The sequence below is a fragment of the Bacillus sp. 7_6_55CFAA_CT2 genome, from assembly GCF_000238655.1.
Lineage (GTDB): Bacteria > Bacillota > Bacilli > Bacillales > Bacillaceae_G > Bacillus_A > Bacillus_A cereus.
Genome location: NZ_JH414708.1, coordinates 727,583 through 742,635, shown reverse-complemented (window position 1 = coordinate 742,635; position 15,053 = coordinate 727,583). Strand labels below are relative to the sequence as shown.

Genomic DNA, 15,053 nt, shown 5'->3' with positions numbered 1-15,053 from the left:
TTTTCATATCACATTCATTTTACAATATTTTCAACAGAGTGAGAAGAGTCTAAAACAACTTGATAATCATACAAAGCGAAAAGAAGAAAGTCAAATCTATGTTTCAGCACTATTCCTTTAATAAATAGAGTTAAAAAAGAAAATTTTATATGGAATGGAAAGAAACATATCATTCAACAGCACTTCATTTATAGTTACCCTAAAGCAGCACAATTCTAGCAAAATTAATATAACAAAAAATATTTATTGAAACATATAATGTAATGTATTCTATGTAATTGGTTAAAGGTTTGTTCTCACAAGCAATATATTTTAGCAACAATACTACTTGTATGATGAGCTGTAGAAGAAGTACTCAATCTCATTAAAAATAAAAAAGAGAGCAAAAGCTCTCTTTTTCCTTACCTTATTCTTCCCAAACTTTAACTTCTTTCATTACATCGCCTTGACGCATTTTTAATACTGTTTCAATACCGCTTGTTGCTTTACCAAATACAGTATGAACACCATCTAAATGCGGTTGTGGCTCATGAACGATAAAGAATTGGCTACCGCCTGTGTTACGGCCAGCGTGAGCCATAGAAAGTGATCCTACAAGGTGTCTATGAGGGTTTCCATCAGTTTCACATGGAATAGAGTAACCTGGGCCACCTGCACCTGTACCTGTTGGGTCTCCACCTTGGCTTACGAAGCCAGGAATAACACGGTGGAATGTAACACCGTCATAAAATCCTTGCTCTGCTAATTTTTTAAAGTTTTCTACTGTTTTCGGTGCTTCTTCTGGGAAAAATTCCAAGTCGATTTTTTCACCGTTTTCCATTAATATGTATCCTAAAGTTTTCATGCGTATATGTCTCCTTTCAATTATCTCAGCACTATATTACCACATTCATGACTAGAAACAAAAAGAATCCGACAATCTAGATACTTCTTTTTTGAAATGTGGAAAAAGCTAGGTGACAAATAAGAAATATATACTATAATAACTTTGTTGCCCGAAAATTTTAGAAAGAGAAAGGGAGCGATTTTTCGTGAAAACGAAATTATTAGCTCTGCTATTAGCTGTAACGGTATTTATGATGCCAACAGCTTCATTTGCAGACATCATCGAGGGAGAATCAATTGTTACATTAGGAGAGAACTTATCCGAACAACAAAAACAAGATCTGTTAAAAGAAATGAAAGCACCAAAAGATGCTACAATTATCACTGTATCTAATGCGGAAGAACATAAATTTCTAGAAGGCATTGTTCCAAAAGCACAAATTGGTACGAGAGCAATTTCTTCTTCTATGATTACATACACAAAACCAGGATCTGGTCTTATTGTACGATCAAAGAACATTAACTGGGTAACAGATGCAATGTACACTAACGCTTTGATTACAGCAGGTGTAAAAGATGCAGAAATTCAAATTACTGCACCTTTTAAAGTTTCAGGAACTGCAGCTTTAACTGGATTAATGAAAGCATACGAAACTGCGTCCAATAAACAAATTCCTGAAGAAGTTAAAAAAGTAGCGAATGAAGAAATGGTACAAACAGCCCAGCTTGGTGATAAAATTGGTGAAGAAAAAGCAGTTCAACTTGTTGCAAAAATTAAAGAAGAAATTGCAAAAGAACAGCCAAAAACAACAGAAGATTTACGTTCATTAATTAAAAAAATTGCTGACCAACTCGGCATTACATTAACAGATGAACAGTTAGATAACTTAGTATCGTTATTTGATAAAATGAAGAATCTTAATATCGATTGGAATCAAGTTGGTAGTCAATTAAACAAAGCAAAAGAACATGTTTCTGCCTTTTTAGGATCTGAAGAAGGGCAAAGTTTTCTAGATAAAGTGAAAGATTTCTTCTCAAGTATCATTGATTTTGTTAAATCTTTATTCAAGTAAAAAAGAAGCCCGCCAATGACGGGCTTCTTTTTTATACAAGTAACGGTAATTTCATAACAGCCTCTTCAACCGAACGCACTATATGATTTGCTTTCTCCTTTACATATGGATGGGCATGATGAAGAGTAAATGAATGCGGGGTTACTTCAAACATAGAAATATCATTGAAAGAATCTCCAATACAAGCAACTTCATTTGCTTCAATTTGCAAATGATCCATTAGTCGCTTTAGAGCACTCCCCTTACTCACGCCTCTTGGCATAATATCAACATAGCGTTTACCTGATATAAAAACTTCCGCTTCGCCTTGAAACGTATCTCGTAGCTCTTGATCTAACGTCACAATTTTCTCTTCTTCTCCAAAAACAAACAATTTTGCAGGGTGTACAGTCTTACCAAACTCTTCTTCTAACGCTTCAATTTCAGCGATATGCACGCCCATATATGCTTCAAAATTATGGTGATGTTCATTCTTCCTTTTTGTATATCGCTGCTCATTTGCACAAACAATATCCGCTAGTCCTTTTTTATGTATATATCGATATATTTCCTGGGCAACCACATTTTCAAAACTCGATTCATGAAATAAATTTCCATCTGGAAGTAACATTGTCGCTCCATTTAAGCCAGTTGTGTAATATGGGAATGCAAACCTTTTTACAACTTTATCAATTCTGTGTGTAAAGCGGCCAGAGGCAAAACAAATATTTGTCCCTTTCTCAGCTAACCAACACAGCGCACGTTCATCTTCTTTTTGCATATGATTCACATCGTAAACGAGCGTGTCATCTAAATCACTTACAAATAATTTAATCATGTCCTCTTCCCCTTTCATACACAATATCTACTCTAAGTGTACACAAAAAATGTTTGATTTTTGTTAAAAAATAATAAATTTTTGCTAAAAAAAATAAACGGGTGTATAATCCCGTTTATTTTTGTCTTTTTACATTTTGAGGTCTTACAATACTTGGTCGTACTTTTAAACTAGACATCGTTGGACGGAGTAAAATTTTTGTTAACGCGCCCCAATCAAATGGTAAAAAACGGCCATAAATAAGGTGTTTGTAAACTTTTTATAGACGTTAAAAAATAAAATTAATATCGTCATACCAATTACAAATCCCATCTCATGGAAGAGACCTGTTAAAATAATAACAAACAATTTCCCAACCTTATTCCCTAATCCTAGTTCATAACTCGGTGTTGCATATGCACCAACCATCGAAACTGCTACATACAAAATTACTTCTGGCACAAACAAACCTACATCAATTGCAATTTGACCAATTAATATAGCGGAAATTAACCCTGCTGCAGACGATAACGGCGTTGGAGTATGAATGGCTGCCATCCTTAAAAACTCAAGTCCGACCTCTGCCATTAACACCTGTAATAAAATTGGTAAATGCGTCATCTTAGTCGGTCCAATAAAAGCAAGATTTGCTGGCAAAAGAGTTGGATCAAATACAAACACTAACCAAAATGGTAATAAAAATAACGAGAATATAACACCTAAAAAGCGCACCCAGCGTAAAAATGTACCGACAGCTGGATTTTGTCTAAACTCTTCCGCGTGCTGTAAATGATGAAAATATGTTGTCGGTGTAATCATAGCACTTGGCGATGTGTCAACAAGTACTAACACATGTCCTTCTAGTAGATGATTTGCTGCTACATCTGGCCTTTCTGTATATCGAATAAGTGGGAATGGGTTATAGCTTTGCTTTACAACAAATTCTTCTACTGTTTTATCCGCCATCGTAATTCCATCTACATCGATGTTATTTAATTCTTGTTTTATAATCTTTACTAAATCTGGATTTGCAACATCTTGAACGTATGTAATACAAATATCCGTTTGCGATCTATCTCCTACTCGAACCATTTCATTTCGAAGACGTGGATCTCGAATTCTCCTACGAATTAACGCTGTATTTACAACGATATTTTCAACAAATCCATCCCTCGCACCTCGTACTACCTTTTCGGTATCCGGTTCTGTCGGTGTTCGCCCTGGATAACTACGAACATCGATCGCGAACGCTTCCGTTTCACCTTCCACAAATATCACGATCAGTCCTGATAATACTTGGAGCATTACCTCATCCATCGTTTTCACTTTACTTACTTGTTGATGGATTAAGCGATTCTCTAAAAGCTTCACTGTATCTTCTTCTACATCCCTTATCTCATTTGTATCCACCGCTTCTTCTAAAATAGGGATAATATAATTTGTATCACAAAGTCCGTTTACAAATAACACACCAATTTCTTTATTCAAAATTTGAAATTTACGAATGCCGACATCGTATGTAACGCCTAGTCCAACTGTCTGCTTTAAATAATTTTCATTGTCACTTATGAAAGTTGATATAGGAATATCCACTTTTTTAGGCTTCGTCATAAAAACCACTCCTTTCCAAAATTAATTGAATTGCTTTCTTCGTAATAGGTGATCCCCTCTCCCATTCATCATTTCCACACATCTTACCAATGTCACCGACTCCAACAATGACAGGAACATTTAAATCGTCTAAACAATATATTGTATCTCCGCTAATCCTGCCAATTTCACCATCTGGAAGTCCAAATTTATCAACACCGTATTCGGTTAAATTCCCGTTCCGATCTACACTTACATCTACACGTGCCCATTCCCAATGATGCGTATTAGACGCTACTGCTAAAATACCGAGCACATCAATTTGTTTATGGGTAGCCACATATTTTAATGCCTTTTCACCAGATCCTTCTCCAATAAATCCACTGTCATCAAACATGACAAATACAGGGTCATATGGCGTTTGCATAATAAGCTCAACAACTTTTTTCCCTGTCAATTTGGTTGGATTACTTTGTGATGCTGAAATACACCTTCCCCCAAATTCCTTCGTTAAAAGCTCAATTGTCCGCTTTGCATATTCATCTCCATCTGTGACCAAAACAACCCTTCGTCTCATTTGATTTATCCTTTCGGTTTACATATAAGTGCTATAAAAAATGAAAACAATATCGCTGCGGAAATGCCCGCAGACGTTAAACTAAACATGCCAATACCAATTCCTAAATATCCATGTTTTTCTGCTGCATGCATTGCTCCGTGCAATAGTGAATGTCCAAAACTTGTAATAGGGACTGTCGCTCCAGCACCTGCAAATTTTATTAGTTTATCGTACAATCCAAATCCATCTAAAATTGCTCCGATGACTACAAAAGTTGCCATTAAATGAGCTGGTGTTAACTTTACGAAATCTAACAATAGTTGCCCAATTAAACAAATAGCTCCACCTACAAGAAATGCATATATAAAATCCACAATTCACTCTCCTTTAACTCTCTCAAATACGACACCATGTGCAATTGTTGGAATCGTTTCCTTCTGTTGCATCATCATCGGGCTTAATAATGCACCAGTCGCAACGACAAAAATTCGTTGTAAATTCCCTTTTTGCATCTCGTGTAATAAATGGCCATACGTAACAACTGCTGAACAAGCGCACCCACTACCACCTGCAAACACTTCTTCTTGACTTGATTCATAAATCATCAATCCACAATCATTGTATATATGCCCAAGATCATAACCTTCCTCAAGTAAAAGTTGTTTCGCAATCGGCGTCCCAACAGCTGATAAATCACCCGTAACAATCAAATCATAATCATCGGCACTTCTTCTTAAATCTTCAAAATGTTGTTGAATTGTATGAGCTGCTGCTGGAGCCATCGCTGCCCCCATATCCAAAGGATTTGTAATTCCTAAATCTTGCACTTTTCCGATTGTAGCTGACGTAATTTTAATTGCACTTTTTTCATTGCTAATTAATATAGATCCTGCACCAGTCACAGTTGAATTTGCTGTCCCTGGTTTTTGCCCACCGTACTCTGTTGGATAGCGAAATTGTCTTTCAGCCGTTGCATTATGACTGCTTACTGTAGCTAAGACACGATTTGCAAATCCACCGTCTATAAAAGCTGAGCCAACTGCTAAAGTCTCCATAGACGTTGCACAAGCGCTAAACATTCCTAAAAAAGGAATGCCCCACTTACGCGCAACATAATTTGCTGTCACTGTTTGATTTAATAAATCTCCCGCTAAAAAGAAATCAATTTGCGATGTTTTTATATTCCCTTTTTGCACTGCTTGTTGAATTGAGTCTGACATTAATCTTCGTTCGGCGAGCTCCCAATTTTCTTCTCCACAATGCAAGTCATCATATGAAATATCAAATTTTTTCCCAAGAGGGCCCTCAGCTTCTTTCGGACCGACAGCAGTACCCGTTGCATTCACATATATATCATTTTGAAATACCCACGTTTGTTTTCCGGTCAACCTCATACTAGCCCCTCCTTTAAGACATAAAAATTTTAAAGGTATACCTTATTAACCCAATGATATATGCACCAACAACCCCAAATACAATCACACTTCCTGCCAGTTTAAACATATTTGTAGCAATCCCTAGAACAACCCCTTCGCTCTTATGTTCTAAGGCAGCGCTCGCCATAGAATTTGCAAATCCTGTTACCGGTACCGCTGATCCTGCTCCAGCAAATTGACCGATTTTATCATATACACCACACCCTGTTAAAATCGCGGATAATAAAACAAGGGTTGCAACAGTTGGGTTTCCTGCCTCTTGTTCACTGAAGTGAAAATAATGTATATAAAATTTCATCAATACTTCTCCAACTGTGCAAATGAGTCCACCTACAAGAAATGCTTTGATACAATTTAGTAAATAGTTTGGCTTTGGATGATACTCCTTCACTTTATTTATGTAATCATCCTTCAATTTCTGACTTGTCATTTATATACTGCCTCCTACTTTACGAAATAAATCCAGTGAAACAACGATCCTATTACTTTCCCAAGTACAAGAGCAACGAGTAAAACAATAATCTTCCCCTCTACCCCTACTCGTTTCGCTAAAATAGGTAGAACATTTAACACCTCTGTTAATGCTGCAGCAAGCATTCCAATGAACGTGCCACAAAATATCCCTAATATAACGAGCCAATATTGCGACGTTTGAAATGTAATGTTTTTCAAACTGCACCAAGCCCCTGTTAAAGTACCTGCAATGACTGCCCACTCAAAATATTGAATATGCTTTCCACTTCTCGTTAATTGGGCTAAACGGGGGATTATACCAAGTACAGCTAAAAATGCGACATATCCGCTACCTACCGCAATCCCTCCAGCTAAACCAATTAAAATAACAAATCCATACTCAATCATCGGTAAGTTGTTTCATATTATCCTTGTTTTCATTAACGATTACATACTGATCAAGTGACTGTTGGTATTGAAACATCTCAACTTCTAGCGGACTCGGCTCTTCATTAATTCGCTTTTGAAATACATGATTAAAGAATAAAACCATCCCTAAGCCAAGACCTAAAGAATAAGGAATTTGAAATAAAAGTGGTTGCGCATTAAATTCTCCAGTAATCATGTAATATAACCGTTGATGTACTTGTTGCATACTTACATCTTCATGGAAATAAATGATCGCAAGGGCCGCTCCAATGAAAAGTAACAGCCATACAAGCCCGAAAAAAATTGGGTGTGTCTTCTTTTTTTCGTATATAATTTCAACAAGAGTTTGTCCAGAACCGAGTAAATTAATTTGTAGATGAGATGCTTTCTGTTGAATAATCTCAATTACTTTCATAACATCAATTACAACATGCGTCTTATCATGCGCTGTTATTTTGTAAACTATCTCATTTTGTAACAACTCAACTACGGAAGAATCTCCGGCAAGTTGAGCAACATCGCCCAGCTTTACTTCATAAGTAGGAGAAACTTTTAAACGATTGCGCATTTTAATATAAATCGTTTGTTCCAACTTTCATTCACCCCTTCACTCTTCCTCGTAGTTGTAGTATGGTTATTGAATTTTTTTCTAATACAATTTTTTCATAAAAAAACATCTGCACCATTTCGGTACAGATGTTTTTTACTTATGCCTTTTTCTTAAATAAGTTTGCAATACTTAATGCAAGCCCTCCCCAAATGACTACTATTCCAATAACCATCATCATAATTGCTGATCCACTCATTATGAAACACCTCGATCTTTCCATTCTTTTTCAAGCTTGGCAGAATCCGAATGTATTTGTGCATTCCATTTCTTTAGACTAATAATTAGCGCAACGATAAGGAAGGCTGCTGCTATCGACCAACCATACGTTATAACAAACTCAGTCGGATAATCTCCATAATTCTTTTTAATATTTTGGATTGTACCATCAATTAGCATATACCCTAACATAAGCGGAGTAATAACGAGTAAACTCACTCTCCAAAACGTTCCTAATTTAATATCAGATACAAAGTTTGCATGATTTTGATAAACTGGTAAACGACGTAAAATGAGCCCTATCGTCACTACTTCCGCAAGTGCAATTGTAATTAATCCGAAATTATTAGCGAAATAGTCGACAACATCTAAGAACATAAGCCCACCACGTGTTGCAAATACAAGAGAAACTAACACGAGAAGGGTTCCCATAATTCCAATGGTTTTTTCCCGACTTAAACTGAATTTTTCAGATACAGCGGCAAAACATACTTCCGCGAGTGAAATAAGTGATGTGATTCCAGCAACCGTTAACGATAAGAAAAATAATACACCAAACAACGGTGACATCGGCAATTCATTAATAATTTGCGGAAATACTACGAACGCAAGCCCAACGCCAGCACTTGCTACTTTATCAACCGGTACTCCCATATTATTCGCCATAAATCCAAGAGCTGCAAAGACCCCAATACCTGCTAATAATTCAAATCCTGAGTTGGCAAATCCAGTAATAAAGGCATTATTTGTTGTATCCGAGTTTTTCGGTAAATAACTAGAATACGTAATCATAATTCCAAATGCTAAAGATAAACTAAAGAATATTTGACCATAAGCAGCAAGCCATACTTTCCCATCAAAAATACGACTCCAATCTGGTTTAAAGAATGCATCTAGTCCTTGCATAGCACCTTCCATCGTCACTGCACGAACGACGATAATAAGGAACATAACAACTAATAAAGGAATAAATATACGGTTAACAACTTCTATTCCTTTTTTAACTCCTTTAAATGCAACGCCAAGTACAATAATCCAAACGAGAGCTAATGGAATTAATACTTCCGGTACAAGTCCTCCAAATTGCCCTGGCTTATCTGCAACATGTAAGTACTCTTTAAATAAAAATGATTGCGTGTCTTTTCCCCATGCTCCAGTAATTGCAAAGTATGTATACGATATAGACCAAGCAATAATCACTGCATAATATGTTGAAACGATAAATGTTACGCACATTTGCCACCATCCAATAAATTCGGCACGCGGGCTAATACGGAAAAATGTAAGTGGTGCTGAACCACGATGACGATGACCAAGGGCAAACTCAAACGCTAACAATGAAATACCAGTCGTTAATAATGCAAATAAGTACGGTAAAAAGAATGCTCCTCCTCCATTTTCATACGCTGTATAAGGAAAACGCCATATGTTTCCTAATCCAACGGCAGATCCGACCGCTGCAAAAATAAATCCAGCTCTCGTTCCCCATTGTTGCCTCGTTTCCATGTTTCCTTCCCCCTTTATGACAAGTTCATACTTGGATTATATTTTAAATTGACTAAATTATCAATAAATTCTGTTAATTTTTGCGAAAATTAACATCTCTCTCCTATTAACGGCGTAAAAAAATCGAATAGACAATTATTCGTCTATTCGATCTTTCATCTGTTTTAATATTTTCTTTTCAAGTCTTGAAACTTGTACTTGCGAAATGCCTATGCGCTCTGCTACTTCTGACTGTGTTTGATCTTTATAGTAACGCAAGTATACAATTAAGCGCTCTCGTTCATCTAGTTCTCTAATCGCTTCTTTTAAAGCAATTTTATCGAACCATTTCGTTTCAGATTGATCTGCAATTTGATCTAAAATAGTGATTGGATCTCCATCGTTTTCATATACAGTTTCATGTATAGACGAAGGGGCCCGGCTCGCTTCTTGTGCTAGAACAACTTCCTCTGGCGTTAGTTCTAGTGCCTCTGCCACTTCATTAATCGTTGGAGCCCTTCCGAATTCTTTCGAAAGCTCATCTCTCATCTTTCGAATTTTGTTTCCTGTTTCTTTTAAAGACCTACTAACTTTCACTGATCCATCATCACGTAAGAAACGTTGTATTTCACCAATAATCATTGGAACTGCATATGTTGAAAATTTCACGTCGAAAGATAAATCAAATTTATCTACCGATTTCAAGAGCCCAATACATCCAATTTGAAATAGGTCGTCTGGTTCGTATCCTCGATTAAGAAACCGCTGTACAACCGACCAAACGAGGCGCATATTACTTTGAACGATTGTATCTCTCGCTTGTTGATCTCCATCTTGACTTTTTTGAATTAACGCTTTTAGCTCGTGGTCCTTTAACTGAGGTTTCTTCTTCTCATTTTTGACCTCTATGTCCATAGGCTATTCTCCTTAATTGCATAGAGCGTTACTATTTGATAAGTATTTTGTCAAATGGATTGTTGTCCCGAAAGATTCGTTTGAAATAACTTCTACTTCATCCATAAAATTTTCCATGATAGTAAATCCCATTCCGGAACGCTCTAATTCAGGTTTAGTTGTAAAAAGGGGTTGTCTCGCTTCATCTAAGTTAAAGATTCCAATCCCTTCATCTCGAATCGTGAGTTTCACCATTGCTTCTTCCAAAATTACAGAAATATAAACAATACCTTCTGCATTTCCTTCGTATCCATGAATAATTGCATTTGTAACCGCTTCTGACACAACTGTTTTAATCTCCGTTAATTCTTCCATCGTTGGATCTAGTTGTGCAATGAAAGCCGCTACTGTAACGCGAGCGAACGATTCATTTTGACTTAATGCTGAAAATTGAAGGTTCATTTCATTTCTCATCTATGCCACCCCCAACGTCGCGAGCGCGTGCGCTTCACTTTCTTCTAAGCGAACGATTTTAAATAAGCCCGACATTTCAAATAAACGCTTAACAGGCGGTGAAATTGCACAAACAACCATTTCTCCACCTAATCCCTTTACGTGTTTATATCGGCCTAATATAACACCTAGACCAGAACTATCCATAAAAGATAAGTTCTCTAGGCTCAAAACAATATGATGAACACCATGTGTCTCAATCATATCTGTTACTTTCGTTCGCAACTCTTCAGCCGTATGATGATCTAATTCACCCTCTAGTCTCACACATAGGACGTCACGTTTTACTTCTAATTGCATGGAAAGACTCACACGATTTCCTCCTTATGCTCAAACTTTACTTATTCACATACATAAAGATTTTCGTGATACAAAATAAGAATCCTTCCTGCTGACAAAAGAAGAACTATTTCGTCATAAAGTGAAACCTTTCAGCATTATTCACTTACATACGAATAGAAAAGCGGCAAAATATTTGCCGCTATTTTGATGTTGAAAACATCCCAAAACTTCTTTTAAATAACTCCCACCAGCTCGCTGCAGCAACATCTTCTTTTGCTACAATTGTTTGTTTTAATAAAACATCTTTATCTTTTTTAATAACAAGTGTACCAAGCGCGTCACCTTTTTTTAATCGGTGCTTTTACTTTCTTTTCAGCAATTACTTCTTGTTTTACCTTGTCCATATTCTCGCCCTTCTTCATAAGAAGAGAAACATTATCTGATGCAACTAAATCTACTTTTTCTTTTTCCCTTTCCCTACTTGAACTGTCTTAATTTTTTCGCCGCGCGTATACAATTTCTTTGTCATATATTGACCAAATGCGTAGTCAAGAAGCTTCGTCACTTGGTTGTTCCGTTCTTTTGATGTTGGTGCTCCCATGACAACTGAAATGACACGCATGCCATTTTTTTCAGCCGATGCTGTTAAACAATATTTCGCTTCTGTCGTAAAACCTGTTTTTACTCCATCTACGCCAGGATAAAAACGTACTAGCTTATTCGTATTAACGAGCCAAAACTTTTTATCCGTATCTTCACGTAAATAATCTTCGTACTTACCTGTATATTTACGAATAAGTGGATACTTCATCAATTCTCTCGCCATTATAGCCATATCATTTGCTGTCGAATAATGGTCTTTGGCCGGAAGACCTGTTGGGTTTTGAAAATGTGTATTTTTCAGCCCTAGATCTTTCGCCTTTTTGTTCATCATATTTACAAATCCTTCTTCTGAACCCGCGATATGCTCGGCTACTGCAACAGATGCGTCATTTCCAGATGCAATTGCAATACCCTTTAACATCTCATTTACAGTCATCTCTTCCCCAGGTTCTAAAAAGATTTGCGATCCACCCATTGAAGCTGCATGTTCGCTCGCTCTAACTTTATCGGTCAGTTTTAGTTTTCCTTTTTCAACTTGTTCCATAATTAAAAGCATTGTCATAATCTTTGTCATACTAGCAGGTGGTAATTTTTCATTTGGGTTTTTATCAAATAAAACTTTACCTGTATCTTGCTCAATTACGATTGCTGACGACGCTTGTTCCGCTAACTTCGGTGTTGTTTCTTCTGTTTTCTCCTGCTTCGTTTTCTCAGATTGTGCGAAACTCACTGAAGTTCCAGAAAGCAATAACATGAAACAAACAAGTATTCCAAAAACTCGCTTCATGACTAACCCTCCATTCTATATCAGACCTATTTTTTCCAATTTACCTTTTTTTAATACCAAATTTTTCTAAAATTTTCAGTTGACAAATACATTCGTCCCCTATATTGTATTAAGTGTATTACACGCAGTAGTACACTTAATACATATGAGGAAGGAGACATTGCTCTTGCATATTCAACTTGACCCAAGAAGCAACACTCCGATATGGGAACAAATTGTTCAAAATATAAAAGAACTCGTATTGAAAAACATGTTGGCTCCAAGTGATAAACTTCCTTCTGTACGCGAACTCGCTTCTTTACTCGTTATAAATCCAAATACAGTGAGTAAAGCGTATCAAGAGTTAGAGCGACAAGGAATTATTGAAACGTTACGAGGAAAAGGAACATTTGTATCCCAATCGATTACCCCAACATTAGACGAAAGGAAAATCGCTATGGTTGAAAAGCAATTTCATCAATTACTATTAGAAGCCTCTTATCTTGGTATTACGAAAGATAAAATTCATGATTGGATAGATTCATACTATAAAGAGATTGGAGGGAATACGGATGTTGAAAGTGACAAGCTTGAAGAAAACAATTGATAATCAAACAATTTTAGACGATGTTTCTTTCACATTGCAAAGAGGGAGTATCATCGGATTACTCGGAAGAAATGGCGCGGGAAAAACAACTTTATTGCGAACGATGGTCGGTATTTTAGACCCAGACGAGGGAACTGTTACATATGAGGATATCGACATCCATAAAAATCCTGAAACGAAACAAAAAATCGTATATGTTCCGGATTCTACTAACATGCTGAACGGTTATACAGTAAAAGAAATCGTGAAGTTTTATAAATCAGTTTATACAGCATTTGATGAACCATATTTCTATGAACTACTAGAACATTTCAACTTACCAAATAAACGAATTCGTAGTTATTCAAAAGGAATGAAAGCACTGCTCGCCATCATTTTAGCCGTTTCTACAAAGGCAGAATATATCATTTTAGATGAACCGACAAATGGACTTGATCCTATCGTGAAAAGGAAAATTTTACAGTTTCTCGTTGGAGAAGTTGCAGAAAAAGAGATTACCATTTTCATCTCCACTCACCATTTAGATGAAGTAGAACAAATTGCAGATACAATTATTATATTAAAAGGCCATACTATCTCGTCTATTACATCACTAGACGATGCAAAATCACGATTTGCTAAAATACAAGTTGCTTATGAACGTTCACTACCTCAAAAACTAGAAAACTTAAGCAATATTAAAATATTAAATCAAACAGGAAAAGTATATACAATCTTAATCGAAGGAAATGTGGCTACAACACTGGAGAAGTTTTACAAAGAGCAACCTATACTTATTGAAGAATTAACAATGTCACTTGAAGATGTCTTCGTTACGACACTGGAGGAGGATGGGTATGTTTCATAAAGCGTTGTGGATGTGGAATTGGAAGCGTGGGAAATATGCTGCGTTACTTTTTCTCTTCAGTTCACTTTATTTTTTATCTTTCGAATACTATCAAGAAGCAGAAACTCAACAGTCTCTCTTTCTCCATCCAGAAAAAATAGGTGAAGAAAAGTTCTACTATCATTATTCTTTTTATTCTTCTAATTGCTTTTGGTTAGGTATTATTACAATTATCCTATCCTGTATATTAATTGGCTGGGAGCGAAGTAATCAAAATGGAGATTCACTTATGACATTTCCATTTAAAAGACGTGATATGTTCTTATCGAAATGGGTTTTTGGTGGATTTTTCATTGTACTATCATTTCTAATCAATTGGGGTCTTATGTATTTTATTTATAAATCTACGATTCACTTTGAATATCAATCTTTCGAACCATTTCATCGATATTTCCTGTACGCAATTTTCACATATATCGCTATCTATACTGTCTCTTTATGTATAGGTACATTTACTGGCAGTATTATTTCACAAAGCATCTTCAGCATTACTTTTTGCATAATGGGAATGGGAATCTTTTCACTCTTACTCCTTTTCTTTACAGCTCACGCTGAGGCAATACAGGGGAATAAAAGTTATACGAATTTTGAAAACATTTATAAATTCAATAAAAAGACCAACATTTCAAGCGCTATATTAGACTTTTCAATTAGTTATAATTACCACCCTACTGTCCAATCAGATGAAGATCATGGAAAAGTAATACAAAGGGGACCCACTTTTCATAGTTACTACTCTGCAAAAGTAATACTTGTTCCTATCTTCTATACTATTTCCAGCTTACTAATTGGTATGTTTCTTTATGCACGATCACCTAATGAACATAATAAGAAAATTTTCCTTTTTCCAAAATACAACTCACTCTGGATGTGGGGTACTACCTTTTATTTTGCATTAATAGGTGGGCAAATGTTAAAACGTTTTGATTTATTATTTAGTTACTATGTTGGATTCTTTTTATTTGGAATCGTCACTTATTTTATATTATCACGTCTTACAAACTATAAAGTTTTTTAAAGGAGAGATCCT

17 protein-coding genes and 2 pseudogenes are annotated in these 15,053 nt (G+C 36.0%); 4 read left to right on the top strand and 15 right to left on the bottom strand.

Annotation, left to right across the window (positions count from 1 at the left end):
- Positions 1–406: 406 nt before the first annotated feature.
- The gene (locus HMPREF1014_RS04125) at positions 407–844 is read right to left on the bottom strand and encodes a peptidylprolyl isomerase (protein ID WP_000853782.1); all 438 of its coding nucleotides are present in this window, start codon (positions 842–844) and stop codon (positions 407–409) included.
- Positions 845–1,031: 187 nt separating this feature from the next.
- Here HMPREF1014_RS04125 and HMPREF1014_RS04120 point away from each other — a divergent pair, with 187 nt between their 5' ends.
- Entirely contained in the window at positions 1,032–1,898 is an 867-nt protein-coding gene (locus HMPREF1014_RS04120) for a DUF1002 domain-containing protein (RefSeq protein WP_000850515.1), read from the top strand.
- Between the two features lie 31 nt (positions 1,899–1,929).
- On the opposite strand, the gene HMPREF1014_RS04115 is transcribed toward HMPREF1014_RS04120, so the two are convergent.
- From HMPREF1014_RS04115 to dacF, 14 genes and pseudogenes are all read right to left on the bottom strand, one after another.
- On the bottom strand, positions 1,930–2,733 hold the full coding sequence (locus tag HMPREF1014_RS04115; protein ID WP_009326549.1) for a Cof-type HAD-IIB family hydrolase: 804 nt from the start codon (positions 2,731–2,733) through the stop codon (positions 1,930–1,932).
- Positions 2,734–2,830: 97 nt separating this feature from the next.
- Positions 2,831–4,305: pseudogene (gene spoVAF, locus HMPREF1014_RS04110) on the bottom strand (spore germination protein SpoVAF).
- Positions 4,292–4,861 (bottom strand): stage V sporulation protein SpoVABEA, encoded by a 570-nt coding sequence (gene spoVAEA, locus HMPREF1014_RS04105; RefSeq protein WP_001254415.1) that lies wholly within the window; start codon positions 4,859–4,861, stop codon positions 4,292–4,294. The pseudogene spoVAF and the gene spoVAEA overlap by 14 nt, the downstream one beginning before the upstream one ends.
- A 5-nt stretch (positions 4,862–4,866) precedes the next feature.
- On the bottom strand, positions 4,867–5,217 hold the full coding sequence (gene spoVAE, locus HMPREF1014_RS04100) for a stage V sporulation protein AE (RefSeq protein WP_000345904.1): 351 nt from the start codon (positions 5,215–5,217) through the stop codon (positions 4,867–4,869).
- A gap of 3 nt (positions 5,218–5,220) precedes the next feature.
- Positions 5,221–6,237: a stage V sporulation protein AD gene (spoVAD, locus tag HMPREF1014_RS04095; protein ID WP_001241163.1), complete on the bottom strand. Its 1,017-nt coding sequence runs from the start codon at positions 6,235–6,237 to the stop codon at positions 5,221–5,223.
- Positions 6,238–6,250: 13 nt separating this feature from the next.
- Entirely contained in the window at positions 6,251–6,709 is a 459-nt protein-coding gene (gene spoVAC, locus HMPREF1014_RS04090; RefSeq protein ID WP_000203810.1) for a stage V sporulation protein AC, read from the bottom strand.
- A 14-nt stretch (positions 6,710–6,723) separates the two neighbouring features.
- Positions 6,724–7,140 carry a stage V sporulation protein SpoVAB gene (gene spoVAB, locus HMPREF1014_RS04085; RefSeq protein WP_000575191.1) on the bottom strand — a complete coding sequence of 139 codons (417 nt, stop codon included), beginning with the start codon at positions 7,138–7,140 and terminating at the stop codon, positions 6,724–6,726.
- Positions 7,133–7,753, bottom strand: coding sequence for a stage V sporulation protein AA (locus HMPREF1014_RS04080; protein ID WP_000438366.1), 621 nt, complete (start codon positions 7,751–7,753; stop codon positions 7,133–7,135). The genes spoVAB and HMPREF1014_RS04080 overlap by 8 nt, the downstream gene beginning before the upstream one ends.
- A gap of 115 nt (positions 7,754–7,868) precedes the next feature.
- On the bottom strand, positions 7,869–7,967 hold the full coding sequence (locus HMPREF1014_RS04075) for a methionine/alanine import family NSS transporter small subunit (RefSeq protein ID WP_000016826.1): 99 nt from the start codon (positions 7,965–7,967) through the stop codon (positions 7,869–7,871).
- Positions 7,967–9,493 carry a sodium-dependent transporter gene (locus HMPREF1014_RS04070; protein ID WP_000450087.1) on the bottom strand — a complete coding sequence of 509 codons (1,527 nt, stop codon included), beginning with the start codon at positions 9,491–9,493 and terminating at the stop codon, positions 7,967–7,969. The genes HMPREF1014_RS04075 and HMPREF1014_RS04070 overlap by 1 nt, the downstream gene beginning before the upstream one ends.
- A gap of 135 nt (positions 9,494–9,628) precedes the next feature.
- Entirely contained in the window at positions 9,629–10,387 is a 759-nt protein-coding gene (gene sigF, locus HMPREF1014_RS04065) for an RNA polymerase sporulation sigma factor SigF (RefSeq protein ID WP_000350729.1), read from the bottom strand.
- A 12-nt stretch (positions 10,388–10,399) separates the two neighbouring features.
- On the bottom strand, positions 10,400–10,840 hold the full coding sequence (gene spoIIAB, locus HMPREF1014_RS04060; protein ID WP_001243398.1) for an anti-sigma F factor: 441 nt from the start codon (positions 10,838–10,840) through the stop codon (positions 10,400–10,402).
- Entirely contained in the window at positions 10,841–11,191 is a 351-nt protein-coding gene (spoIIAA, locus tag HMPREF1014_RS04055; protein ID WP_000059135.1) for an anti-sigma F factor antagonist, read from the bottom strand.
- A gap of 169 nt (positions 11,192–11,360) precedes the next feature.
- Positions 11,361–12,551, bottom strand: a pseudogene (gene dacF / locus HMPREF1014_RS04050) (serine-type D-Ala-D-Ala carboxypeptidase DacF).
- A gap of 166 nt (positions 12,552–12,717) precedes the next feature.
- Between dacF and HMPREF1014_RS04045 the strand changes: the two are divergent.
- Genes HMPREF1014_RS04045 through HMPREF1014_RS04035 form a run of 3 tightly spaced genes read left to right on the top strand, consistent with a single transcriptional unit; the run spans position 12,718 to position 15,041 of the window.
- Entirely contained in the window at positions 12,718–13,137 is a 420-nt protein-coding gene (locus HMPREF1014_RS04045) for a GntR family transcriptional regulator (protein ID WP_000548027.1), read from the top strand.
- Positions 13,103–13,984 (top strand): ABC transporter ATP-binding protein, encoded by an 882-nt coding sequence (locus HMPREF1014_RS04040; protein WP_000922147.1) that lies wholly within the window; start codon positions 13,103–13,105, stop codon positions 13,982–13,984. The genes HMPREF1014_RS04045 and HMPREF1014_RS04040 overlap by 35 nt, the downstream gene beginning before the upstream one ends.
- On the top strand, positions 13,974–15,041 hold the full coding sequence (locus tag HMPREF1014_RS04035; protein ID WP_000468527.1) for an ABC transporter permease: 1,068 nt from the start codon (positions 13,974–13,976) through the stop codon (positions 15,039–15,041). The genes HMPREF1014_RS04040 and HMPREF1014_RS04035 overlap by 11 nt, the downstream gene beginning before the upstream one ends.
- Positions 15,042–15,053 lie beyond the last annotated feature (12 nt).

Coding starts and splice junctions, on each gene's coding strand:
- HMPREF1014_RS04035 (WP_000468527.1), top strand. CDS start 13,974: ATGTTTCATAAAGCGTTGTGGATGTGGAATTGGAAGCGTGGGAAATAT.
- sigF (WP_000350729.1), bottom strand. CDS start 10,387: ATGGACATAGAGGTCAAAAATGAGAAGAAGAAACCTCAGTTAAAGGAC.
- spoIIAB (WP_001243398.1), bottom strand. CDS start 10,840: ATGAGAAATGAAATGAACCTTCAATTTTCAGCATTAAGTCAAAATGAA.
- spoVAD (WP_001241163.1), bottom strand. CDS start 6,237: ATGAGGTTGACCGGAAAACAAACGTGGGTATTTCAAAATGATATATAT.
- HMPREF1014_RS04125 (WP_000853782.1), bottom strand. CDS start 844: ATGAAAACTTTAGGATACATATTAATGGAAAACGGTGAAAAAATCGAC.
- HMPREF1014_RS04040 (WP_000922147.1), top strand. CDS start 13,103: ATGTTGAAAGTGACAAGCTTGAAGAAAACAATTGATAATCAAACAATT.
- HMPREF1014_RS04115 (WP_009326549.1), bottom strand. CDS start 2,733: ATGAAAGGGGAAGAGGACATGATTAAATTATTTGTAAGTGATTTAGAT.
- HMPREF1014_RS04075 (WP_000016826.1), bottom strand. CDS start 7,967: ATGAGTGGATCAGCAATTATGATGATGGTTATTGGAATAGTAGTCATT.
- HMPREF1014_RS04070 (WP_000450087.1), bottom strand. CDS start 9,493: ATGGAAACGAGGCAACAATGGGGAACGAGAGCTGGATTTATTTTTGCA.
- spoVAB (WP_000575191.1), bottom strand. CDS start 7,140: ATGATTGAGTATGGATTTGTTATTTTAATTGGTTTAGCTGGAGGGATT.
- spoVAEA (WP_001254415.1), bottom strand. CDS start 4,861: ATGAGACGAAGGGTTGTTTTGGTCACAGATGGAGATGAATATGCAAAG.
- spoVAC (WP_000203810.1), bottom strand. CDS start 6,709: ATGACAAGTCAGAAATTGAAGGATGATTACATAAATAAAGTGAAGGAG.